Below are 21,429 nucleotides of genomic sequence, written 5' to 3'. Positions count from 1 at the left end.
CGCCGAGCAGGCTAACCGCTCACGGAATGTGCTGGACCCCGATCCGTTTGCGGAACATCCAGTAGACCCAGCTCTGGTAAGCGAGGACGAGCGGCACGAACGGCACCGCCACCCACGTCATCACGGTCAGCGTGTAGTCCGACGACGACGCGTTCGTCGTGGTCAGGCCGTTCGCGGTGTCCAGCGTCGACGGCAGCACGTCCGGGTAGAGCGCGGCGAACAGCGTCGCGCCGACCGCCGCCACCGTCGCGAAGGTCGCGGTGAACGCCCAGCCCTCGCGACCCCGCGCATTCGCCGTCGCACCGGCCGCGACCGCCAGCACCGCGACGATCGCCGCGGCGCCGGCCGCCCACGACGGCGAGTCGCCGCGCAGCACCGTCCACCCGAGGAACCCGGCCAGGACGACGACGACCGGGACCGCGAGCCGTCCGGCCAGCCGCCGCGCCCGCTCGCGGATCTCTCCGACTGTCTTCAGGCCGAGGTAGTGGGCGCCGTGCAGCAGCGACAGCGACAGCGTCACGACGCCGCCGAGCAGCGTGTACGGCGTGACGACGTCGCCGAGATCGCCGACGAAGTCGTGCCCGGCGTCCAGCGGCAGGCCCTGCACGAAGGCCGCCAGCAGCACACCCCACACGAACGCCGGGATCGCCGAGCCGGCGAAGATCACCAGGTCCCAGCGGTTCCGCCAGGTCGCGGTGTCGCCCTTGGCGCGGTACTCGAAGGCCAGGCCGCGGCCGATCAGCGTCAGCAGGATCAGCACCAGCGGCAGGTAGTACGCCGACCACGCCGTCGCGTACCACTCCGGGAACGCGGCGAACGTGGCGCCGACCGCGGTGATGACCCAGACCTCGTTGCCGTCCCAGACCGGGCCGATCGTGTTGATGAGGACGCGGCGCTCGGTGTCGTCGCGGGCGAACCGGCGGGTCAGCATGCCGACGCCGAAGTCGAAGCCCTCGAGCGCGAGGTAGCCGATCCAGAGGACGGCGATGAGCAGGAACCAGAGCGTGCTCAATTCCATGGGTCCGTCCTCTCAGTACGCGAAGCTCAGCGGCTTGTCGGCGTCGTCCGCGTCCGGCTCGTCGGGGACGGCGGGGACGGCGGCGACGTCGGGCAGGCCCGGCCGCGCGTGCTTGACCAGCAGGTGCACCCACAGCCAGGTCAGGCCCGCGTACAGGACGGTGAACGCGGCCAGCGAGATGAACACCGTCCGGGCCGTGGTGCTGGGGCTGACGCCGGACGCCGTCGGCATCAGGCCGAACACCAGCCACGGCTGCCGGCCCATCTCGGTGAAGATCCAGCCGAGGGCGTTACCGGCCAGCGGCAGCACCGGCAGGACGGCGGCCGCGCGCAGCGCCCAGGGCGACGTCGGGACCCGTCCGCGTCTGGTCGCCCACAACTGCCAGAGCGCGATCAGCCCGGCCAGCCCACCCATCGTGATCATCATCCGGAACGTCCAGTACGTGACCGGGATGTTCGGGCTGTAGTCGCCCGGGCCGAACTCCTCCTCGTACTGCGCCTGCAGGTCGTTGATGCCCTCGACCTTGCCGTCGAACGAGCCGGTCGCGAGGAAGGAGAGCAGCCGCGGCACCTCGATCGAGTAGATCGCCTTGCTGCCGTCGAGCGTGCCGATGGTGAACAGCGAGAACGGCGCCGGCTGCTGCGTCTCGTACAGCGCCTCGGCGGCGGCCATCTTCATCGGCTGCACCTCGGTCATGACCTTGCCCTGAAAGTCGCCGGAGACCGCGACCCCGATGCCGCCGACGAGGACGGTGACGGCGCCGATGCGCAGCGCGGTGCGGAACGCGCCTTGGTCGCTCGGCTTGCCGGGGGCCGCCTCCTCCGGGTTGCGGGCGCCGCGAACCAGGTGCCACATCGCGACCGCCGCGACCACGCCGCCGCCGACCATGAACGCGGCGAAGATCGTGTGCGGGAACGTGACCAGCAGCACCTTGTTCGTCAGCACCGCCCAGATGTCGGTCAGCTCGGCGCGGCCGGCCTCCTCGTTGATCTCGTAGCCGACCGGGTGCTGCATGAACGAGTTCGCCGCCAGGATGAAGTAGGCCGACAGCAGCGTCCCGAACGCTGTGATCCAGATCGTCGCCAGGTGGATCTTCGGCGGGATGCGGCCCCAGCCGAAGATCCAGACGCCGACGAAGACGGACTCCAGGTAGAACGCGAGCAGCGCCTCCATCGCCAGCGGCGCGCCGAACACGTCGCCGACGAAGCGGCTGAAGTCGCTCCAGTTCATGCCGAACTGGAACTCCTGCACCAGGCCGGTCACCACGCCGACGGCGAGGTTGATGAGCAGCAGCTTCCCGAAGAACTTGGTGAGCCGCAGCCAGCGCTCGCTCTTCGTGCGCATCCACACCGACTGCATGATCGCGACGAGGAACGCCATCGAGATGGTGAACGGGACGAAGAAGAAGTGCACCACCGTCGTGATGCCGAACTGCCAGCGGGCGAGGTCCAGCACGTCCATGCGCGTTGCCCTTCGGTGCGTACTACGTTACGTCGTAGATGCTACGACATACTGTAGTACTACGAGCGGTCGGTAGACTGTGAATCGTGCCAGGACGTGCCCGACTCGGTGAACTCGAACGCGCCGTCATGGAGCAGTTGTGGGCGCTCGGCGCGCCGGCCACCGTCCGTCAGGTGCATCAGGCCCTGACGGGGTCGCGCGACGTCGCGTACACGACGGTCATGACGGTGCTCGACCGGCTGGCCCGCAAGGGGTCGGCCGAGCAGATTCGCGACGGCCGCGCCTACCGCTACCGGCCCGCGTTCTCCCGCGACGAGTTGACGGCCGAGCTCATGCACGAGGCCCTCGACACCGTCGACGGCTCCGACCGCACGGCGGCGCTGCTGCGGTTCGTCGGGTCCGCCTCCGCGGACGACGCACGGGCGCTGCGCGAGGCGCTCGAGGCGGTGGAGCGGTCGGCTCGTGATTCCGCGTGACCGAGACCACGCCCGTCGTGCTGCTGGTCCTGGCGTTGCTGCTGACCGGCCCGGCGCCGGCGCTACTGGCCCGGGCGTCGTGGCCGCTGCGGGTACCGCGGGCCGCGCTGGTGCTGTGGCAGGCGGTCGCGCTGGCGGCGGTGCTGTCGGCGCTCGGCGCGGGCGCGTCGGCGGGGACGCTCGTCATGACGCATCCGTCGCCGTCATGGTGGCTGGTGGTGCTGCACGGGGCGGCGCTGCTGCTGACGCTGGTGGTGACGGCGCGGTTGCTGTGGTCGGCGCACACGCTGGGCATGGCGTTGCGGGCCCGCCGTCGCCGTCAACGCCACGTCGTCGACCTCGTCGGGCGCTCTGACCGGCGGGCACCCGGGGCTCTGGTGGTCGACGTCGAACGGCCGGTGGCGTACTGCATTCCGGGGGTGCGCTCGCGCGTGGTGGTGTCGGCGCCGGCGCTGGACGCACTGGGCTCCGACGAGACCGCGGCCGTGCTGGCGCACGAGCGGGCGCACGTCCGGGCCCGGCACGACCTCGTCCTCGAAGGCTTCGGCGTCCTGCACGACGCGTTCCCGCGGTTCGTGCGCAGTTCGGTCGCCCTAGATTCTGCCGCCGGCCTCGTCGAGATGCTCGCCGACGACGCCGCCCGGCGACGCAGCGGCGCGGTGCCGCTGGCGCGGGCGCTGGCCCGCATGGCCGACGCCCCCGTTCCCGCCGGCGCCCTCGGGTCCGGCTCCGTGACGCCCGCGGTCCGCATCCGCCGCCTCGCCGCCGCCCCGGGGACGAGCGGTGCCGGCGGCCCGGCTCGGGGTGGGCGCGGCCGACTGGGTGCGCCGGCATGGCTGGTCGCGGCGCAGGCCTACACGGTCGCCGCGGCGCTCGTGGCGGTGCCGACGGTCGCGGTCGCGGTGCCCTGGCTGACGGCGTTGTCACGGGCGCTTCTCCCCTGAGGACGGCCGGGTGGACCGGTCGCGATTCGGTGTGTTGACCTGAGCGTCAACTGTTGGCGCTCAGGTCAACACGCCGCATCGGATACCTGCTCCGTGCGCTCCCCTCCGCGCGTAGGTTGGCTCGTGAGGCCCACGTCCGACCCGAAGGAGCCGGGATGATCCCTGCCGCGGAGCTCACCGATCCCACCGTCCGTTCCCTGGTCGCCGCCATCAACGACGGCGACCGCGCCGCCTTCCTCGGCCTGCTCACCCCCGACGCCGTCCTCACCGACGACGGCTCGCAGCGTGACCTCGAGGACTGGATCGACCGCGAGATCTTCACCGTCAACGGCCACCTGGACGTCGAGTCCCAGTCGGCGGACGGACGGTCGCTGGTCGCGGCGTACCGCAACGACACGTGGGGCCAGATGCGCACGTCCTGGTCCTTCACCGTCGCCGACGGCAAGTTCAGCCTGCTCGCGACCGGCCAGGCCTGACGCCGGAACCGCTCAATCGACGGCGTCCTTCGCGGCCACGACCGCCGCATAGACCTCGCGTTTGGGCAGCCCCAACTCGCGGGCGACCTCGGCGATCGCCTCCTTGCGACGCACGCCGGCCGCCTCGCGCTCGACCACCTGCGCCACCGCGTCGGCGGGGGTGACGGTCACCGAGCGGGGCGGGGCGCCCTGCACCACGATCGTGATCTCGCCAAGCGGCCCGTCCTCCGACGCCCACGTGGCCAGGTCGCCCAGCGGCCCGCGCCGGACCTCCTCGTGCGTCTTGGTCAGCTCGCGGCACACCGCCGCCGGACGGTCCGCGCCGAACGCCGCCGCCATCGCCGTCAGCGTGTCGGCCAGCCGGTGCCGCGACTCGAAGAACACCATCGTCCGCGGCTCGTCGGCCAGCGCGGCGAACGTCCGCGACCGCTCTCCCGGCCGGCGCGGCGGGAAGCCCTCGAAGCAGAACCGGTCGACCGGCAGCCCACTGACCGCGAGCGCCGTCAGCACCGCCGACGGCCCGGGGACCGACGTCACCCGGACGCCCGCCGTCACCGCCGCCGCCACCAGCCGGTACCCGGGGTCGGACACCGACGGCATGCCGGCGTCGGTCACCAGCACCACGCGCGCGCCGTCGGTCAGCGCCGTCAGCAACTCCGGGGTGCGCGCGGACTCGTTGCCCTCGAAGTACGACACCAGCCGCCCGGCGATCGTCACACCCAGCGACGATGCCAGCCGCAGCAGCCGCCGGGTGTCCTCCGCCGCCACCACGTCCGCCGCCGCCAGCTCGGCCGCGAGCCGCGGCGGAGCGCCGCCGACGTCGCCGATCGGGGTGCCGGCCAGCACCAGGACACCGTCCGCCGTCGAGTTCGCCACCCGCCCATCCTCGCGCAACGGCGGCCGCCGCTCACAGCGAGCACTCGTAGGATGACCCGGTGACCCAGACGGTTGACGCCCCAGAGGCTTCCGAGACGGAGCGGTCCGCGGCCGGCATCCGGGCCCGCCTCGTCCGGCCGATGCCGTCCGACCGCATCTGGGGCTGGATCGGCCCGCTGCTGGTCGGCGTCGTGGCGGCGGTGCTGCGGCTGGTCGACCTCGGCCGCCCGAACAAGATCATCTTCGATGAGACGTACTACGCCAAGGACGCCTACTCGCAACTGCTGTTCGGCTACTCGCGCAAGTTCACCGAGGACGCCAACGAGCGGATCCTGAGCGGCGACCTCGACGTCTTCCTGAACGAGCCGTCGTTCGTCGTGCACCCGCCGGTCGGCAAGTTCCTCATCGGCCAGGGCATCCGGGTGTTCGGCATGGACCCGTTCGGCTGGCGCGTCGCCGTCGCGCTGTGCGGGGTGGCGACGGTGATCATGCTCGCCCGCATCGGGCGGCGGCTGTTCCGGTCGACGCTGCTCGGCTGCGTTGCCGGCCTGCTGCTCGCCGTCGACGGCCTGTCGATCGTGATGAGCCGGACGGCGGTGCTCGACGGCATCCTCGCGATGTTCATCGTCGCGGCGTTCGGCTGTCTGCTGATCGACCGCGATCAGATGCGGGCCAGATACGCCGACTGGGCCGAGGCGCGGCTGGCCCGCGGGCTGACGGAACCGGGCGACGGCCCGTTGTTCTGGTGGCGGCCGTGGCGGCTGGCGGCCGGGATCATGCTCGGCCTGGCCTGCGGCACGAAGTGGAGCGGGCTGTACGCCCTGGCCGTGTTCGGCCTGATGACGGTGTTGTGGGAGGTCGGCGCCCGGCGCGCGGCGGGCCTGCGCAGCCCCGTCCTCAACTCGGTGCTGCGCGACGGGCCGGTCGCGTTCCTCTCGATGGTCGTCACCGCCGCCTTCGTGTACGTCGTGTCGTGGTGGGGCTGGATCACCTCGTCCGGCGGATACCACCGGCAGTGGGCCACCGAGAACGCGCCGTCCGCGCTGGGCTCGCTGTTCCCGAGCTGGGCCCGCAGCCTGTGGCACTACCACGCGGAGATGTGGCGGTTCCACCGCGACCTGGACACCCCGCACGACTACATGTCCAAGCCGTGGGAGTGGCTCTACGTCGGCCGGCCGGTGTCGTTCGACTACGAGGGGTACGACCTCGGCCAGGCCGGCTGCGAGACCGAACGGTGCAGTCAGGCGGTCCTCGCGCTGGGCACGCCGCCGCTGTGGTGGGGTGCGTGCGCGGCGCTGCTGGTGTGCCTGTGGTGGTGGTTCTTCCGCCGCGACTGGCGGGCCGGGGCGATCCTCGCCGGCATCGTCGCGACCTGGGTGCCGTGGCTGTTCTTCACCGACCGGACGATCTTCTACTTCTACGCGGTCGCGATCGTGCCGTTCCTGGTGCTCGCCGTGACGTTCGCGCTGGGGCTGATCATCGGGCCACCGGACGCGTCACCGCGGCGGCGCGCCGTCGGGGTGGCGATCGCCGGCGGCTACGTCCTGATCGTCGTCGCCGTCGCCGCCTGGTTCTACCCCATCCACGTCGACCAGCTGATCTCGTACGACGCCTGGCGGGCGCGGATGTGGTTCAGCAGCTGGATCTAGGTGAGCTCGGCGATGCCCTCGATCAGCAGCCAGACACCGAACAGGACGAACAGCGCGGAGGCGCCGACCTGGATCAGCCGCTCGGGCAGCCGCTGACCCAGGTAGCGGCCGACGAGGATCGCCAGCGCGTCCGCGGCGACCATGCCGACGGTCGAGCCGATCCACACGCCGACCCAGTCGTTGTCGGCGGCCAGCGTGATGGTGGCGAGCATCGTCTTGTCGCCCAGTTCGGCCAGGAAGAACGCCGTGCCGACGGCGATGATGGCGGCCTTGGTGGTCCGCTCGGCCTTGTTCTTCTCCTCGTCGGTCAAGGAGTCGCCGCGCCACGTCCAGGCCGCGAAGCCGAAGAACGCGACCGCCGCGACGACGTTGATCCAGCCGGTCGGGAGCGCCTCGCCCAGTCCGAACCCGATCGCGACCGACGCCAGGTGCACGACAGTCGTGGCGATCGTGATGCCGAGGATGACGTGCCACGCCTTGAATCGCGTGGCGAACGTCAACGCCATCAGCTGGGACTTGTCGCCGAGCTCGGCCACGAAGATCACGCCGAAGCTCACGAGGAACGCGGCCCACAGGTCGGCCATCGGATCCCTTCCGGTCACGGCCGGGACCGGAAGTTGCGAGACTCCGACCCCGGCATTACTGCCAGTGGTCGAAGGTCTCGCCCGCCTCATGAACGAGGCCGCGCGGCCGGACGCCGGAGCGTCAGTATGTCGACCGCGACATTGGGGGCTACTCCCCTTCGCTGTGGCCAGCCTACCGGGATCGGTGAGCCGGAATCCAGCCGACGTGGGCAGCCTCACACCACGCGGTTCACCGGCCGGTCATCGAGCCGTTCCGCGCGAGCCGCGCGCTGGACGACGACCGCGGCCAGCGCCATGATGCCGGCGCCGGCCAGTGCCGGCACGTTGACCTCGGTGAGCTCGGCCAGCGCGCCGAACAGCAACGCGCCCAGCGGCGCGCCGGCGATGCCCACCGTGCGCTCGGCGGACGAGACGCGGCCGAGCAGGTCGTCGGGCGTGCGCTGCTGCGTCAACGACACGAAGTGCACGTTCACCACCATGCCGGCCACCCCGAAGACCGCGAGGGCGGCCGCCGTCGCCGCGGGGTGGGGCACGCCGCCGATGACGAGCAGGCAGCCGGTCTGCACGGCCAGCGCCAGCACCATGGCCGTCGCCCCGCCACCCACCCACCGCCCCACCCGCGTCGCCACGAGCCCACCCACCACCCCACCTGCGCCATACGCCGCCAGCACCAGCCCGAACACGACGTCGGAGGCACCGGCCCAGCGCGTGATGATCAGCACCAGCAGCGCCTGGAGCCCACCGATCACCAGATTGCCCAGCAGGTTCGCCAGACAGCCACCACGCAGCAGGCGGTCGTGCCAGAGCCGCCGCACGCCCGCCGCGATCTCCGTCCGCAACGTGGACCCGGCCGGCCGTCGCGCCGCGGGGGCGACCGGCCGTGGCAGCGACGCGATCAGCGCCGCCGCCACCAGATACGTCGCCGCGTCGACCGCGAACGGCAGCGCCACGCCCGCCGTGACCAGCAGACCGGCCGCCGGTGCGCCGAGGAACGTGCCGGCCAGCGCCTGTCCGGTCATCAGGCGCGCGTTGGCCGACGGCAGCACCGGCCGCGGCACCAGAGTCGGCAGGATGGCCGTGGCCGCGTTGTCGAACAGCGTCTGCAAGGTGGTCAGCGCGAACGCGAGCACCGCCAGCACGGCGAGGTGCGCCTGCCCGAGCGCCAGCGCCACCGCGAACGCCGCCACCAGCAGCCCGCGCACGACGTCGACCGTCCACATGGCTCGGCGCCGGTCGACGCGGTCGGCGAGGGCGCCGCCGAGCAACCCGAACAGCAGCCACGGCAGATAGCCGGCCGCCGACACCACCGACAGCAGGAACGGAGACGTCGTCAGACCGGCCGCGACCAGCGGAAACGCCACGTTGCGCACGGCGTCGCCGAAGCGCGACAGGACCGCGGCAGACCACAGCCGCCCGTACCCGCCGCGCCAGCGCACCGTGTCGCCGGACTCCGCCACCGTCGTCATGACGCCGAACGGTAGAAGACGGGTCCGACAAGGTCCGCCGCTCCAGGGGCGGAGCGGGCTCAGCCCTGCGGCGCCTCCGCACCGGTGTAGAAGGCGGTCGTCCGGTCGGCGGCGCCCTGCGCGGCCTCCGGCGTGGCGAAGCCGCCCTCGACGTTGGCGTCGCGCCAGCGCTCGCTGGCCAGGCCGACGAACCGCTTGCCGTCGTCGCTCATGGTCCAGGCCTCGACCGCCTTGGGGTCGACCTGCTCGCCACCGGAGGCGAAGTGGAGGCTCAGGCCGATGAACGCGAGGTCCCAGCCGAGCCCGACCGCGCCCGGGCCGTAGAGGTCCCAGAACTCCAGCGACGCGCTGTTGACCAGCGCGATGTGCTCGAGCTCGAACCGGGTCCGCTGGTCGCCGTCGGCGGTGAGCCGGACCTCGACCCAGCTGACCTCGCCGTTGTACTCCCAGGTGACGGCGAAGCTCTTGGGCGGGTCGCAGTGCTCGACGGTGCCACCGGCGTTGCCCTCGACCTGGTATCGCCCGCCGAGCTTCAGCTCGCCGGTCACCGGCGAGAACCAGCGCGGGATGCGCTCGGCGTTCGTGCAGGCGTCCCAGACGTCCTCGACGGTGGCCGGGTAGGTCTGGCTGACGGTGACGGTGCGAGCCTCACCCGCCTCGATGGTCCGCGAGCCGACCTGGCGGCGCACGGCGTTGACCTGTTCGACGACATCGATCATGGGGAGTTCTCCTGGTCCGGATCGTGGCCGGCCTGCTCCTGCAGCCGGCGTTGCCGCTTGCCTCTGGCCAGTTCGGTGGCCAGCGCGTCCAGAGGAGGGGTCCAGAACCGGCGGAAGCGGTCGAGCCATACGTCGACATCGCGGAGCGGTTCGGTGCTGACGGCGTACAGCCGGCGGGCGCCGTCGGGTCGCACGGTGGCGAACCCGGATTCGCGCAGCACCTTGAGATGCTGCGACACCGCCGGCTGCGAGATGCCGAACTCCTGCTGGATGACCGACGTGACGGCGCCGGAGGTCAGCTCGCCGTCGGCAAGCAGCTCCAGGATCCGGCGGCGCACCGGGTCGCCGAGCACGTCGAAGGCATGCATGGGACTAGGTTATCGGCACATGCTTATATAAGTCAACGCTGTAGCTTCTCGTCGGGAGGCGGCTCCGTCACGACCGGCGAGCCGGACACGGTGACGGCAACGTCGGCCGGCGAGCCCTGCCGGCGGCTGCCGATCAGGAAGGGGACCGCCACCAACTGGATCACGCCGCCGATCGCCAGCGAGGTGCCGTAGCTGTAGACGTCGGCGGCCCGGCCGAGCGCCGGCTGGACGACCACGCCACCGGCGTTGCCCATCAGCGAGTCGAACGACAACACCGTCGCCCGCTGCTTCGACGGGATGAGGTCGTTGAGGTACGCCTGGCGGATCGGCATCTCCGCGGCGAACACCAGGGCCCACAGCACCAGCAGGACGATCGCCACCCAGAATCCGTCGGTGACGCCGAGCAGCCCCAGGATCGCCGCACCGGCCGCCGTGCCGCCGATCAGCGCGGTCGTCCGCTTGCGGAACAGCCGCCGGGCGTGCGGCGCGAGGTATCCGCCGACCACCTGGGCCCCGGCGACGGCGGCCGCGGCCAGGCCCGCGATCGAGTAGGCGTCGGGGTCGCCGTACAGCTCCAGCAGGTAGGGCTGCATCGCGTAGAAGCCGTAGAAGCTGACGCCGGACACGAAAGGCGCGGCCAGCATGACCCAGCGCACCGGAGGGTTCTTCAGGCCGTGCTCGATGGACGCCGACCAGATGCCGCGCACCGCCTGCGCCGTGCCCGCCGACCGGTCCGGGGTGAAGCCGAGATCGCGCATCAGCAGGCCCGCCACGACGAACATCGCCAGCAGCACGCCCACCCGCAGCAGCATGGGCACCCCCAGGTCGGTCACCTGGGCGATCACGCCGCCGGCAACCGACCCACCGAGCATCGCCACGCCGGACACCATCTGGCCGCGGCCGAAGACGGCCTCGAGGCTGCCCTCGTACCCAGCGTGGTGCAGGGCGTCGACCAGCCACGCCTCGACCGCGCCGGAGAAGAACGTGAACCCCAGGCCGAGTAGCGCCGACACCACGGCCCACGCCCAGAACGGCGCGCTGATCTGCCACATCAGGTAGTACAGCGCGGTCGTCACGGCGAGCGTCACGGTGCCGAGCAGGTACGACACCCGCCGCCCCCAGGTGTCCGCGATGACCCCCGTCGGAACCTCGAAGAGCACGACGCCGACCGTGTAGAACGCGTTGGCGGCGAACGCCTCGAGGTTGCTCAGCCCGGCGTCGAGCAGGAACAGCGTGTTGATGCCCCAGATGAACGAGGCGGCCAGCGTGTTGCCGAGCATCAACGTGATGTAGACGCTCTGGATGCGGCGGGCCTGCACGTTCATGCGTGGGGCGTCCTCTCGTCCGGTCGCGTCGTCGCGACTGCCTTGCTACAAGCGCCGGCGGCCGTGAACTATGCCCGGCTGGTCACGTCCCCACGCCGCGATCGTCCAGCACCTGCTGGAGCAGCGTCGGCCGGTCGGTCATGATGCCGTCGACGCCGAGGTCGATGAGCCGCTCCATCTCGACGCGGTCGTTGATGGTCCAGACGTGGACGGCGAGGCCGCGGCGGTGCGCGTCGGCGACGAAGTCGGCCGTGACGACCGGGATGCCCGACTGTGACGGCGGCACCTGCAGCGCGTGGTGTCCGTGCAGCGTGATGCCGGTCAGCGGGCCGAGCGTGTTCAGCCAGAACGCCGTGGCCTGCGTGCTGCCCGGCGACGTGCTGACGTCGCGGTTGTAGAGCTTGAACCGGGTGACGGCGCTGTCGGAGAACGAGGCGACGACGGTGTCGGTGCCGCGGCCGAACTCGGCGAGGAGGTCGGCCATGGTGCGCTCGTATGGCGACGTCTCGGGGCGGGTCCGCTTGATCTCGACGTTGAGCAGGACACCCGGGAACGTCTCGAGCACCTCGCGCAGCGTCGGGATGCGGAAGTCGGCGGCCGTGTACCCGTCCGGCGCCGGCCGCTCCCCTGTCGCGACGCCGCGGAACGCGTAGGCGGCGGGGTCCTGGCCGTGGCAGGTCCCGCAGCCGGGAACGAACCAGTGGGCCGCGTCGAGCGCCCGGATCTGCTCGAGCGTGAGCGCGTCGACCCGCCCGGCGCCGTTCGTCGTGCGGTCGACGGTGGTGTCGTGCAGGACGACCAACTCGCCGTCGGCCGTCGCGTGGACGTCCAGCTCGAGCACGTCGGCGCCCTGGTCGACCGCCGACTTGAACGCAAAGAGGGTGTCTGACGGCGCCTCGATCTCGCCGCCCTGGTGCGCGATGTTGAGGACGCGCCGCTCCAGCCACGGGTTCTCCGTGGCGGCGGTGGCCGTCGTCGTCGGGATGAGGACCGCGGCGACGGCGCCTGCGGTCAGGAGACCGGTGAGCCTGCTCATGGGGCGAACGGTAACGCCCGCCACTGACACGTGCGGCGACCCGAAGCTGAATGTCGGACCCCGCGGGTACCGTCCCGGCATGACGACCTATCCCAGCGTGTTGCAGACCGTGCTGGACACCACCGACGCACGCGGACTGGCGGAGTTCTACCGGCAGCTGCTCGGCTACGTGTACCGGCCCGGCCACGAGACCGTCGACCCCGCCGGCGACGACTGGCTGGTCCTGCACGACCACGACGGCAACCGCCGGCTGGGCTTCCAGCAGACCGACCAGCTGACGCCGTCGACGTGGCCCGACGGCGCCGTCCCGCAGCAGCTGCACCTCGACATGACCGTGCCGTCGATGGAGGAGCTGCTGGTCCAGCACGACCGCGTGCTCGAGCTCGGCGGCCGGATGATCTTCGACCGCATCGACGACCCCGACGAGCCGCTGCGCGTCTACGCCGACCTCGCCGGCCATCCGTTCTGCATCTTCGTGGCCTGACGGCGACAGCTCACTCGCCGGCCGGACGATTGGCGCGGGCGAGCCGGACCATTCGCGCGTTGGCCAGCATGCCGACGCCCAGGAAGCCGCAGAGCACCGTGAAGGCGAGCTGCCGGTCCGCCAGGAAGATCGCCAAGCCGGCCCCGGCCGAGACCAGCTCGGCCGCCAGCAGCTTGCCGTCGAACCGTCCGCGACGGAGCCGGTAGCGCTGTCCCAGCGTCATGTACATCCAGCCGATCGCTCCGGCCACCGGCGTGGCGGCGAGCGTGAGCACGAACAGGCCGGCGCCGCGACCGGCCGCGGCCACCACGAGCCCAATGCTGACGCCGATGAAGAGCACGCCGAAGGCGATCGAGAAGGGATACGCCCCATTCGGCCACATGCGGTCGTCGCGAGGGACGGGTGTCTCTGTCACGGACGAGAGCGTCGCAGACGCCCCGGACATTTCGCCCCGCTGGCGTCAGCCCAGGCGCTCGGCGAGGAAGTCCTCCCAGGTCCGGGTGCCGACGTCGGCGCCGTCCAGGGTGAGGTTGGCGCCGTCGCGATAGGCGCGGCCGGTCTTGCCGGGCAGCCGGACCGGCAGCAACGGCCGTCGCTTGCCGGCCGCCGTCAGGTACGAGCGCAGCAGGTCGCCCAGCGGCGCGACCCGCGGGCCGGCGAGGTCGGCGACCAGCCCGGCCGGCTCGCCGAGGGTCAGCTCGGTCAGCCGCGCGGCCACGTCGCGTGCGTCGACCGGCTGGAAGCGCAGGCCGCCGGGGACCGGGATCACCGGCAGCTTCGTCATCGCGGCCGCCGTCTTCAGGACGAGGTCGTGGAACTGGGCGGCGCGCAGGATCGTCCACGGCACGCCCGAGCCGGTCACGGCCTGCTCGGCGGCCAGCTTCGCCCGGAACCAGGCGATCGGCACGCGGTCGGCGCCGATCACCGAGATGTGCACCAGGTGCTTCACGCCGGCCGGCGCCGCGGCCCGGGCCAGCCGCTGCGCCGCCTCGCCGTCGCCCTTGGGGCCGCCGGCCAGGTGCAGGACCGTGTCGACGCCGTCGACGGCGGCCGCGACCGCGTCGCCGGCGTCGTCCGAGCGCAGATCGGCCGCGACGTACTCGACGCCGCCGCCCGGCTCATGCGGCGTGCGGCTGAGCACCCGGACCATCCGTCCGGCCTCGACCAGCCGTGGCACGATGAGACGTCCGAGGGTGCCGGTGCCACCGGTCACCAGGAGGGGTGTGGTCACTGTCAGCTCCAGTCCTGCCGAAGAGGTCCTTCACTGGACCGACCCGCGGCGCCGCGGAGATGTGACCGGATGAGCGACCTCGATTTCGAGCGGCACCGGCCACAGCTGCGCGCCGTCGCGTATCGCATGCTGGGGTCGCTCACCGAGGCCGACGACGCCGTGCAGGAGACCTGGCTGCGCTACCAGCGCGCCGACACCTCCGACGTCGAGAACCTCGCCGCCTGGCTGACGACCGTCGCCGGGCGGGTCTGCCTGAACCTGCTGCGGTCGCGGACGACGCGCGGCGAGGTCCCGTTGGACGACGGTGAGCCCGACGTGCGCCTGCCCGACCCTGTCGTCAGCCCGCTGACCGGCCCCGATCCAGAGCAGGAGGCGCTGCTGGCCGACTCCGTCGGGCTGGCGATGCAGGTGGTCCTCGACACCCTGACGCCGGCCGAGCGGCTCGCGTTCGTGCTGCACGACCTGTTCGCCGTCCCGTTCGACGACATCGCGCCGCTGGTCGAGCGAACCCCGGCCGCCGCCCGCCAGCTGGCCAGCCGGGGCCGTCGCCGGGTCCAGGACGCCGCGCCCGCGCCGGACGCCGACCTCGCGAAGCAGCGGGCCGCGGTCGACGCGTTCTACGCGGCCGCCCGCGACGGCGACTTCGACGCGCTGGTGGCGGTGCTCGACCCCGACGTCGTGCTGCGGGCCGACGGCGGCGCGCACCCGGCCCGGCCGACGGTGCTGCTGCGCGGCGCCCGGACCGTGGCCGGACAGGCGACGTTGGCCCGGCGGCTGGCGCAGCACGTGCGGCCGGCGCTGGTCAACGGCACGGCCGGCGCGGTAGCCGTCATCGGCGGGCAGGTGTTCGCGGTGATGGCGTTCACCGTCACCGACGGCCTGATCACGACGATCGACGTGCTCAACGACCCGGACCGGCTCAGCGGCATCGATCCGGCCGCCCTCGGCGTCTGACCCTGCGACGTGGGTCTTTCGACCCTGCTGGAGCGGCGCCGGCGGGTCGAGAGTGGGGACGTGGCGCGGGGCACGCGGGCCGGACCGGCGTGGCCGGGGGTCGCGCTGGTGCTGGTCACCGCGGTTGCCTCGGCCGCGGTAGCGTCCGCTGTCTGGGCGATCGGCGACGACCGGACACAGCGGGCGATGAGCGATCCGGCGCAGCAGGTCGCCGTCGTCCAGCAGGCCTGCGAGCAGTGGACGGCCGCCGGGCGGCCGAACGGCCCGAGCCGGCCGGACCGCGCGGGCCAGATGAGCCGTCCGGGCCGGGCTCGTCTCGGCGACGACGAGGACCGGTGCTCGGCACTGGCGGCCTGGCTGAACGGTTCGATCGCCCGCACCGGCCGGAGCCCCTGGATGATCTGGGGCTCGCCGCAGCGGCTGCTTCTCACCTGCCAGGACTGGATCGCTCAGACGACGCCGCCTGCCCCCTCGGCCTGGTGCGACGAGTTCGTCGGCTGGATGTCGGCGAACGTGGCCGACTGGAGCAGCGCGGCCGTACGCAACGACCGGGGCGGCACGGTCGGCTGGAGCGGTTGGTTGCGCAGCGATCCGCTGGTCGTGCCCTGACGGACCTGCCGTCCTCCGGCCGCCGCGATCAGGGCGGGTCACTCGCGGACGGCCGCCCGCAGGCCCGGGATCAGCACCGCGCCGACGGCGAGGTGCATCAGTACCAGACAGGCCTTGCCGCCGGCGTCCGCCTCGGCGCCCAGCGGCCCGCCCAGCGACAGCAGCAGCACCGTCAGCGCGACGCCGGTCCACACCCGCCGTCCGTCTCCGCCGCGCCGCCGCAGCAGCCACGTCAGCAACCCCCAACCGGCCAGCGACATCGTCAGCGCGCCGGCCAGCACCAACGGCAGCCCGACGTCCATCGTCACGCCGGCGCTGGTCACCTCGAGGTCCGCGCCGGCGATCACCGCGACGACCCACGGCCCGAGCGCCGCCGTCGTCGCCCCCGCGACCGCCAACGCGGCCCGGCCCCGTACCGCCTCGGCCGTCGTCGTCTCCTGCGTCGTCATCGGGTTCCTCCTGCTGTCACTCTGGCGGCGATGCCTGGACAGCGGTACGACGAGACGGCCCGGCCGAACGTCAGGCCGCACACGTCGGCGGGCTGTCTCGTCGGGAGGGTGAGAGGAGGTCGTAGACCATGACCGACCCGGACCTGACCGCAATCATGAGCGAGCGCCGCCAGCTGATCAACCTCGCCTACCGCCTGCTCGGCTCGCTGGCCGACGCCGAGGACGTCGTGCAGGAGACGTACGCCCGCTGGTACGCGCTGCGGCCGGAACAGCGGGAGGCGATCGAGGTGCCCGGCGCCTGGCTGACCACGGTCGCCAGCCGCATCTGCCTCGACCTGCTGCGGTCGGCGCGGGCCCGACGCGAGCGCTACGTCGGCGAGTGGATCCCGGAGCCGGTGCCCGACCGCGCCGAGTGGGTCGGCGGACGCCCGGGCGGTGCGACGGCCAACCCCGGCGACCCCGCCGACCGGGTCACGCTGGACGAGTCGATCAGCATGGCCTTCCTCGTCGTCCTCGAGTCGATGACGCCGGCCGAACGGGTCGCGTTCGTCCTGCACGACGTCTTCCGGTACCCGTTCGCCGAGATCGCCCGGATCGTCGGCCGCACCCCGGCGGCCTGCCGCCAGCTGGCGTCGTCCGCCCGGCGCCGGCTCCGCGCCGCCGAGGCCCCCACGACCCCGTCCGCCCGCCGGGCCGGCCTCGTCCGCGAGTTCAAGCAGGCGTGGGAGTCCCAGGACATCGAGGCGCTCGTCGGCCTGCTCGACCCGCACGCGACGGCGGTCGCCGACGGCGGCGGCCTCGCCACCGCGCTCGGGCCGCTCGAGGGCAGCTGGCCGATCGCCCGCGCCCTCATCGAGATCGCCGCGGCCGCGCCCGACCTGACGTTCCTGGAGCGGACGGTGAACGGGCAGCCCGGCCTGGTGCTGCAGCAGGACGGGGTGACCGGGACGGTGCTGGCGTTCGACCTGGCCGGCGACCGGATCGCCCGCGTCTGGGCGGTGCGCAACCCGGAGAAGCTGCGGCCCTGGACCAGCTGACCCCCGCCCGTAGACCGCACCGACGCCGGCACCCTCCGTCACCAGGCGCTTACGGAGCGCGACGAACTACCGATCATGCGAACACGTGTTCGATACTAGCGGTATGACGACTGCTCGCTGGCTGGACGATCCTCCGCTCGACCTCCTGGATCTCGATCCGGGGCGGCTGGAGATCAAGGTCCGGGCCCATACCGAGCCGTCCGGTCTCTACACCGCCGTGCCCATCGTCATGGGCGACCGGTCGAGCCGGCGGGTACAGGGGCGGCTGGTCGCGTGGGGGCGGCGACGAGGTGAGCACCGGTGGCGCTACCTGCTCGTCGTCTGGCCGGACCGGCAGGCCGACGCGAAGGGGCGGCTGGCCTGGGGCTGGCGGGCCGGCTGGTGCGTGTTCGATCCGCGCCGGGTCCGGCCGGCGCACCGGACCGAAGTGGTGCACGGCGGCGCCACCGCGGCCGCCGACCTCTCCGCCGCCATCCGCCGGGCCATGCCGCCCGGACTCGAGCCGATGCCGCCGCCCGAGCCGTACCGCTGAAGGAGCCCGATTCCTTTCCGGGCGAGCACCGGTCGGTACGAGGATGGGGCGAAGGAGGACCACGTGCGCGACGAGTTCATGCGGCAGGCGGAGGGGTACCGGCGGGAACTGCTGGCGCACTGCTACCGGATGACGGGCTCCCTCGACGACGCCGAGGACCTGGTGCAGGAGACGTATCTGCGGGCGTGGCGGTCCTACGACGGGTTCGAGGGCCGGTCGTCGCTGCGGACGTGGCTGTACCGGATCGCGACGAACGCCTGCCTCAACGCCCTGCAGCGCAGCGACCGGCGCGCCGTACCCGGCGGACTCGGGACCGGACCGGACGGCGGATCCGAGAGCCCGGCCGCCGGAGTCGGCTGGCTGCAGCCGCTGCCCGACGCCCTCGTCACGCCCGAGTCCGCCGACCCCGCCGCCATCGCCGTCGTGCGGGACGGGGTCCGGCTCGCGCTGATCGCCGGGCTGCAGTACCTGACACCGCGCCAGCGCGCCGTCCTCATCCTGCGCGACGTGCTCGCCTGGCCGGCCGCCGAGGTGGCGACGGCACTGTCCCTCGAGGTGGGGGCCGTGAAGTCCTTGCTGCAGCGCGCCCGGGCGCGGTTGCGCGAGGTGACGCCATCGATGGACGACGTGCTCGAGCCGGACCACCCGCGGGCTCGTGAGCTGCTGGAACGGTACATGACGGCGTTCGCGACGGCCGACGCCCGCGCATTCGAGGACGCCCTGCGCGCCGACGCCGTCCTCGAGTCGCCGGACGCGGCGACCTGGTTCTCCGGGAAGGTCGCCTGCGTGGAGTACCTGATGAGCGAGGTCGTCGGCGTGCCGGGCGACTGGCGCAAGCTGCCGGCGACGGCCAACGGGCAGCCCGCCTTCGGTGCGTACCACCGCGACGGGTCGGCGTTCGGGCTGGCCGTGCTGACGGTGACCGCGGCGGGGATCGCACGGGTCACCGTCTTCGCCACGCCGGAGCTGCTCCCCCGGTTCGGCCTCCCGGCGACGCTCCCCTGACCGCGGCGCCCGGCGCCTGGCAGACCCCTCCCGGTCGGCAGACCCCTCCCGGCCGGCAGACCCCTCCCGGCCCGGGTGGGGCCCACCCCAGGGGCGGGCACCGACAAACTCGCCGACGCAGCCTCCCGGCCGCCACCGTCATCAGCCGATGAACTCCTTGGCGAACCGCCGGATCGCCTCCGGGTCCGTCGCCTCGTGGAAGCCGACGATCAGCTGCTGGACGCCGGCCTCCTCGTAGGCCGCGATGCGCCGCCGCACGGTGTCGGCCGTCCCGTAGAGCAGGTACGACGCGACGTCGCCCGGATAGAACACGCTCATCCCCGGCGACAGCGCCGCCTGCGCCGCCTCGTCCGACCCGGCGACGAGGCAGGCGGTCGTCGCGGTGCGCAGGACGGCGTCGTAGTCGCGGCCGGCCGTCGCGCAGTGGTCCCGCAGCACGCCGAATTTCCGCGCCGCGTCCGCCGGCGACACCATGACGTTGCAGGCATCGGCGTACTCCGCCACGAGCTTCAGTGTCATCCGCTCCCCGCCGCCCGCGATCAGCAGCGGGATCGTCGGCCGCTGCACGCCGCGCGGAAACGTCGTCGGGTGCTCGGTCCACATCGCCTTGATGGTTCGCACGCCGTCGCGCAAGCCCCGCAGCCGCGCGGGCGCGTCGCCGAACTCGTACCCGAACGCCTCGTAGTCCGGCTCGTACCATCCGGCCCCGATCCCGAGCGTCAGCCGTCCACCCGACAGCACGTCGACCGTCGACGCGATCTTCGCCTGCAGTGCCGGGTTCCGGTAGCCGTTCGAGCTGACCAGCGGGCCGATCCGGATCCGGTCGGTGTCGCGGGCCAGCGCCGCCAGCATCGACCACGACTCGAACACCGGCGCCGTCGACGGCGGGACCGTCTGCAGATGGTCGGGCAGCCACGCCGCCGCGAAGCCGCACTCCTCCGCCGTCCGCGCCAGTTCGACGACCCGCTCCGCCGCCTCGACCGGATCGGCGAACGCGGCCAGTTCGCCGCCGAAGCCGACCGGCAGGAAGATGCCGAATTCCAGGGACATGCCGATTCCTTCCGTCCGCGCCGCCGTGTTGCGGCTGTTGTGCGGACAGACCGGGCGGCGCGGCCGGAGGAATCGCGGCGCCGGACGCACGAAGGGGCCGGCCTCAGCCGACCCCGTTCGCTCCCTGCGGTTCGACCTCAGCCGAACTGATGCAGGGCAACACCCAGAATCGAGGAGATCACCACGCCCACCGGCCACAGATCCCTCAGGATCTGGCCGATGACCTCGGTGTGCTCGCGCAGCTCTCGTAGCCTGCGCAGCAACGTCCCTCGCCTGTTGTCGTGGTTCACTGAGGTTCCTCCCAAGTGCTGAGGGCACCGGTGAACCGCGCTAACAGCCCGCCCGGTAGCCCATCTCTGGACTACGCCGGGCGGATTCCCGATGTAGTTAACCGACCAGCATGACATTCAGACAATCAACCCGTCAACGGCTAACATTGGCAGTGGCTGGGGGAGGTGCGCTAACACCGACGATCCCGGCTGAGGCCCCGGCGCGTCCTCCACATCGTGGTTCACTGCGCGCCGGGGCTTCTTCGCGCCTCGACCGCCGGAATGCGGGGATGGCCGGACCGGTTGGCGCTAGGGACACACCCGTCCGTGGGAGGGATGCGACCCCGATGAAGGCGATCGTGCACGACGAGTCCGGCGCGGCCGACGTTCTCCGGCTCACCGAGCGGCCGGTGCCGGAGCCCGGTCCCGGCGAGGTGCGCATCCGGGTCGTCGTCTCCGGCGTGAACCCGACCGACTGGAAGACGCGCAGCGGCGGCTTCGGCGCGGTGTCCGGGACCGAGGCAGTGCCCAACCACGACGGTTCCGGCGTCGTCGACGCGGTCGGCGACGGCGTCGGCGGACTGGCCGTGGGCGATCGGGTGTGGGTGACGCAGGCGGCGTACCTGCGCCCGGACAGCGGGACGGCGCAGGAGTACACCGTCGTGCCGGTCGAGCGGGTGTTCGTGCTGCCCGACGGCGCCGGCTTCGACCTCGGCGCGGCGGTCGGCATCCCGGCGGGGACGGCGCATCGGGCGCTGACGGTCGCCGAGGACGGGCCGACGCGGCTGGGTTCGGGCGCGCTGGCCGGCCGCGTGGTGCTCGTGGCGGGTGGGGCGGGTGCGGTGGGGAACGCCGCGATCCAGCTGGCTCGCTGGTCCGGCGCGACGGTCATCGCGACGGTGAGCTCCGACGCCAAGGCCGCGCTGGCCACATCCGCCGGCGCCCACCACGTCGTGCGGTACGACGGCGGCGCCGACGTCGCGGCCGCCGTCCGCGCCATCGTCCCGGACGGCGTCGACCTCGTCGTCGAGGTGGCGGCCGGTGCCAACGCCGCGACGAACACGGGCGTGCTGAAGCCGCGCGGCACGGTCGCGATCTACGCCAACAACGGCGACCAGCCGTTCGACCTGAACGTGCGCGCATACATGGGTTTGAACGCGCGGCTGCAGTTCGTGCTGCTCTACACCGTCGGCTGGGACAAGCTCCGCGCCGCTGGCGACGACATCAACACGGCCATCGCTGCCGGCGCACTGCGCATCGGCGAGGACGCCGGCCTGCTCGTGCACCACTTCGCCCTGGAGCAGACGGCCGACGCCCACCGCGCCGTCGAGGACGGCGCGACCGGCAAGGTCCTCATCACCGTCGCCGACGCATGAGGAGCTCCCCGGCTCGCGCCGCCGGGACAGTCATA

The 21,429-nt window shown here is 72.5% G+C and carries 25 protein-coding genes; 11 read left to right on the top strand and 14 right to left on the bottom strand.

Annotated elements, in window-relative coordinates; all coding sequences use genetic code 11:
• Positions 1-19: 19 nt before the first annotated feature.
• Positions 20-1,018 (bottom strand): cytochrome d ubiquinol oxidase subunit II, encoded by a 999-nt coding sequence (gene cydB, locus ACW62_RS26400; RefSeq protein ID WP_053207101.1) that lies wholly within the window; start codon positions 1,016-1,018, stop codon positions 20-22.
• Positions 1,019-1,030: 12 nt separating this feature from the next.
• The gene (locus ACW62_RS26395; protein ID WP_053207100.1) at positions 1,031-2,479 is read right to left on the bottom strand and encodes a cytochrome ubiquinol oxidase subunit I; all 1,449 of its coding nucleotides are present in this window, start codon (positions 2,477-2,479) and stop codon (positions 1,031-1,033) included.
• An 86-nt stretch (positions 2,480-2,565) separates the two neighbouring features.
• Here ACW62_RS26395 and ACW62_RS26390 point away from each other — a divergent pair, with 86 nt between their 5' ends.
• The 3 genes from ACW62_RS26390 to ACW62_RS26380 all read left to right on the top strand — a co-directional run bounded on the left by ACW62_RS26390 (position 2,566) and on the right by ACW62_RS26380 (position 4,375).
• Positions 2,566-2,955 carry a BlaI/MecI/CopY family transcriptional regulator gene (locus ACW62_RS26390; protein WP_276202974.1) on the top strand — a complete coding sequence of 130 codons (390 nt, stop codon included), beginning with the start codon at positions 2,566-2,568 and terminating at the stop codon, positions 2,953-2,955.
• Positions 2,952-3,899: a M56 family metallopeptidase gene (locus tag ACW62_RS26385; RefSeq protein ID WP_053207098.1), complete on the top strand. Its 948-nt coding sequence runs from the start codon at positions 2,952-2,954 to the stop codon at positions 3,897-3,899. Before ACW62_RS26390 ends, ACW62_RS26385 begins: the two co-directional genes overlap by 4 nt.
• 155 nt (positions 3,900-4,054) lie before the next feature.
• Entirely contained in the window at positions 4,055-4,375 is a 321-nt protein-coding gene (locus ACW62_RS26380) for a nuclear transport factor 2-like protein (RefSeq protein WP_053207097.1), read from the top strand.
• A 12-nt stretch (positions 4,376-4,387) separates the two neighbouring features.
• Here ACW62_RS26380 and rsmI read toward each other — a convergent pair whose 3' ends face one another.
• A complete protein-coding gene (rsmI, locus tag ACW62_RS26375; RefSeq protein WP_053207096.1) occupies positions 4,388-5,251 on the bottom strand; it encodes a 16S rRNA (cytidine(1402)-2'-O)-methyltransferase in 864 nt (287 codons plus the stop codon).
• Positions 5,252-5,310: 59 nt separating this feature from the next.
• On the opposite strand from rsmI, the gene ACW62_RS26370 reads away from it, so the two are divergent.
• A complete protein-coding gene (locus ACW62_RS26370; protein ID WP_053207095.1) occupies positions 5,311-6,900 on the top strand; it encodes a dolichyl-phosphate-mannose--protein mannosyltransferase in 1,590 nt (529 codons plus the stop codon).
• On the opposite strand, the gene ACW62_RS26365 is transcribed toward ACW62_RS26370, so the two are convergent.
• The 6 genes from ACW62_RS26365 to ACW62_RS26340 form a co-directional block, all read right to left on the bottom strand.
• Positions 6,897-7,484, bottom strand: coding sequence for a TMEM165/GDT1 family protein (locus ACW62_RS26365; RefSeq protein ID WP_053207094.1), 588 nt, complete (start codon positions 7,482-7,484; stop codon positions 6,897-6,899). The two genes, ACW62_RS26370 and ACW62_RS26365, sit on opposite strands and share 4 nt — an antisense overlap.
• A 215-nt stretch (positions 7,485-7,699) precedes the next feature.
• Complete coding sequence (locus ACW62_RS26360; RefSeq protein WP_083460195.1) at positions 7,700-8,950, bottom strand: MFS transporter; 1,251 nt, start codon at positions 8,948-8,950, stop codon at positions 7,700-7,702.
• A 59-nt stretch (positions 8,951-9,009) separates the two neighbouring features.
• Positions 9,010-9,669 carry an SRPBCC family protein gene (locus ACW62_RS26355; protein ID WP_053207093.1) on the bottom strand — a complete coding sequence of 220 codons (660 nt, stop codon included), beginning with the start codon at positions 9,667-9,669 and terminating at the stop codon, positions 9,010-9,012.
• Entirely contained in the window at positions 9,666-10,037 is a 372-nt protein-coding gene (locus ACW62_RS26350) for an ArsR/SmtB family transcription factor (RefSeq protein ID WP_053207092.1), read from the bottom strand. The genes ACW62_RS26355 and ACW62_RS26350 overlap by 4 nt, the downstream gene beginning before the upstream one ends.
• Positions 10,038-10,069: 32 nt before the next feature.
• On the bottom strand, positions 10,070-11,362 hold the full coding sequence (locus tag ACW62_RS26345; protein WP_053207091.1) for an MFS transporter: 1,293 nt from the start codon (positions 11,360-11,362) through the stop codon (positions 10,070-10,072).
• Between the two features lie 82 nt (positions 11,363-11,444).
• Positions 11,445-12,398: a glycerophosphodiester phosphodiesterase family protein gene (locus ACW62_RS26340; RefSeq protein ID WP_053207090.1), complete on the bottom strand. Its 954-nt coding sequence runs from the start codon at positions 12,396-12,398 to the stop codon at positions 11,445-11,447.
• A gap of 79 nt (positions 12,399-12,477) precedes the next feature.
• Between ACW62_RS26340 and ACW62_RS26335 the strand changes: the two genes are divergently transcribed.
• Positions 12,478-12,882 carry a VOC family protein gene (locus tag ACW62_RS26335; protein ID WP_053207089.1) on the top strand — a complete coding sequence of 135 codons (405 nt, stop codon included), beginning with the start codon at positions 12,478-12,480 and terminating at the stop codon, positions 12,880-12,882.
• 10 nt (positions 12,883-12,892) lie between these two features.
• Here ACW62_RS26335 and ACW62_RS26330 read toward each other — a convergent pair whose 3' ends face one another.
• Together ACW62_RS26330 and ACW62_RS26325 are read right to left on the bottom strand one after the other, a co-directional pair.
• Complete coding sequence (locus tag ACW62_RS26330) at positions 12,893-13,297, bottom strand: hypothetical protein (RefSeq protein WP_157574993.1); 405 nt, start codon at positions 13,295-13,297, stop codon at positions 12,893-12,895.
• A 45-nt stretch (positions 13,298-13,342) separates the two neighbouring features.
• The gene (locus ACW62_RS26325; RefSeq protein WP_053207087.1) at positions 13,343-14,113 is read right to left on the bottom strand and encodes an SDR family oxidoreductase; all 771 of its coding nucleotides are present in this window, start codon (positions 14,111-14,113) and stop codon (positions 13,343-13,345) included.
• A 69-nt stretch (positions 14,114-14,182) separates the two neighbouring features.
• Between ACW62_RS26325 and ACW62_RS26320 the strand changes: the two genes are divergently transcribed.
• Both ACW62_RS26320 and ACW62_RS26315 read left to right on the top strand, forming a co-directional pair.
• Entirely contained in the window at positions 14,183-15,067 is an 885-nt protein-coding gene (locus tag ACW62_RS26320) for a sigma-70 family RNA polymerase sigma factor (RefSeq protein ID WP_053207086.1), read from the top strand.
• A 9-nt stretch (positions 15,068-15,076) separates the two neighbouring features.
• Positions 15,077-15,676, top strand: coding sequence for a hypothetical protein (locus ACW62_RS26315; RefSeq protein ID WP_053207085.1), 600 nt, complete (start codon positions 15,077-15,079; stop codon positions 15,674-15,676).
• A gap of 38 nt (positions 15,677-15,714) precedes the next feature.
• Here ACW62_RS26315 and ACW62_RS26310 read toward each other — a convergent pair whose 3' ends face one another.
• The gene (locus ACW62_RS26310) at positions 15,715-16,125 is read right to left on the bottom strand and encodes a DUF6069 family protein (protein WP_053207084.1); all 411 of its coding nucleotides are present in this window, start codon (positions 16,123-16,125) and stop codon (positions 15,715-15,717) included.
• Between the two features lie 128 nt (positions 16,126-16,253).
• On the opposite strand from ACW62_RS26310, the gene sigJ reads away from it, so the two are divergent.
• The 3 genes from sigJ to ACW62_RS26295 all read left to right on the top strand — a co-directional run bounded on the left by sigJ (position 16,254) and on the right by ACW62_RS26295 (position 18,699).
• The gene (sigJ, locus tag ACW62_RS26305; RefSeq protein ID WP_053207083.1) at positions 16,254-17,162 is read left to right on the top strand and encodes an RNA polymerase sigma factor SigJ; all 909 of its coding nucleotides are present in this window, start codon (positions 16,254-16,256) and stop codon (positions 17,160-17,162) included.
• 103 nt (positions 17,163-17,265) lie between these two features.
• On the top strand, positions 17,266-17,694 hold the full coding sequence (locus ACW62_RS26300) for a hypothetical protein (protein WP_053207082.1): 429 nt from the start codon (positions 17,266-17,268) through the stop codon (positions 17,692-17,694).
• A 9-nt stretch (positions 17,695-17,703) separates the two neighbouring features.
• Positions 17,704-18,699, top strand: a complete 996-nt coding sequence (locus ACW62_RS26295) for an RNA polymerase subunit sigma-70 (protein WP_276202976.1) — start codon at positions 17,704-17,706, stop codon at positions 18,697-18,699.
• Between the two features lie 141 nt (positions 18,700-18,840).
• Here ACW62_RS26295 and ACW62_RS26290 read toward each other — a convergent pair whose 3' ends face one another.
• Complete coding sequence (locus ACW62_RS26290) at positions 18,841-19,749, bottom strand: LLM class flavin-dependent oxidoreductase (RefSeq protein ID WP_053207081.1); 909 nt, start codon at positions 19,747-19,749, stop codon at positions 18,841-18,843.
• A gap of 137 nt (positions 19,750-19,886) precedes the next feature.
• On the bottom strand, positions 19,887-20,039 hold the full coding sequence (locus tag ACW62_RS34370) for a hypothetical protein (protein ID WP_157574992.1): 153 nt from the start codon (positions 20,037-20,039) through the stop codon (positions 19,887-19,889).
• 326 nt (positions 20,040-20,365) lie between these two features.
• Between ACW62_RS34370 and ACW62_RS26285 the strand changes: the two genes are divergently transcribed.
• Positions 20,366-21,394, top strand: a complete 1,029-nt coding sequence (locus tag ACW62_RS26285) for an NADPH:quinone reductase (RefSeq protein WP_053207080.1) — start codon at positions 20,366-20,368, stop codon at positions 21,392-21,394.
• The last annotated feature ends 35 nt before the right edge of the window (positions 21,395-21,429 follow it).

It is taken from the genome of Jiangella muralis (assembly GCF_001270745.1).
GTDB classification, from domain to species: Bacteria; Actinomycetota; Actinomycetes; order Jiangellales; family Jiangellaceae; genus Jiangella; species Jiangella muralis.
This window is presented reverse-complemented; position numbering and strand designations above follow the sequence as displayed.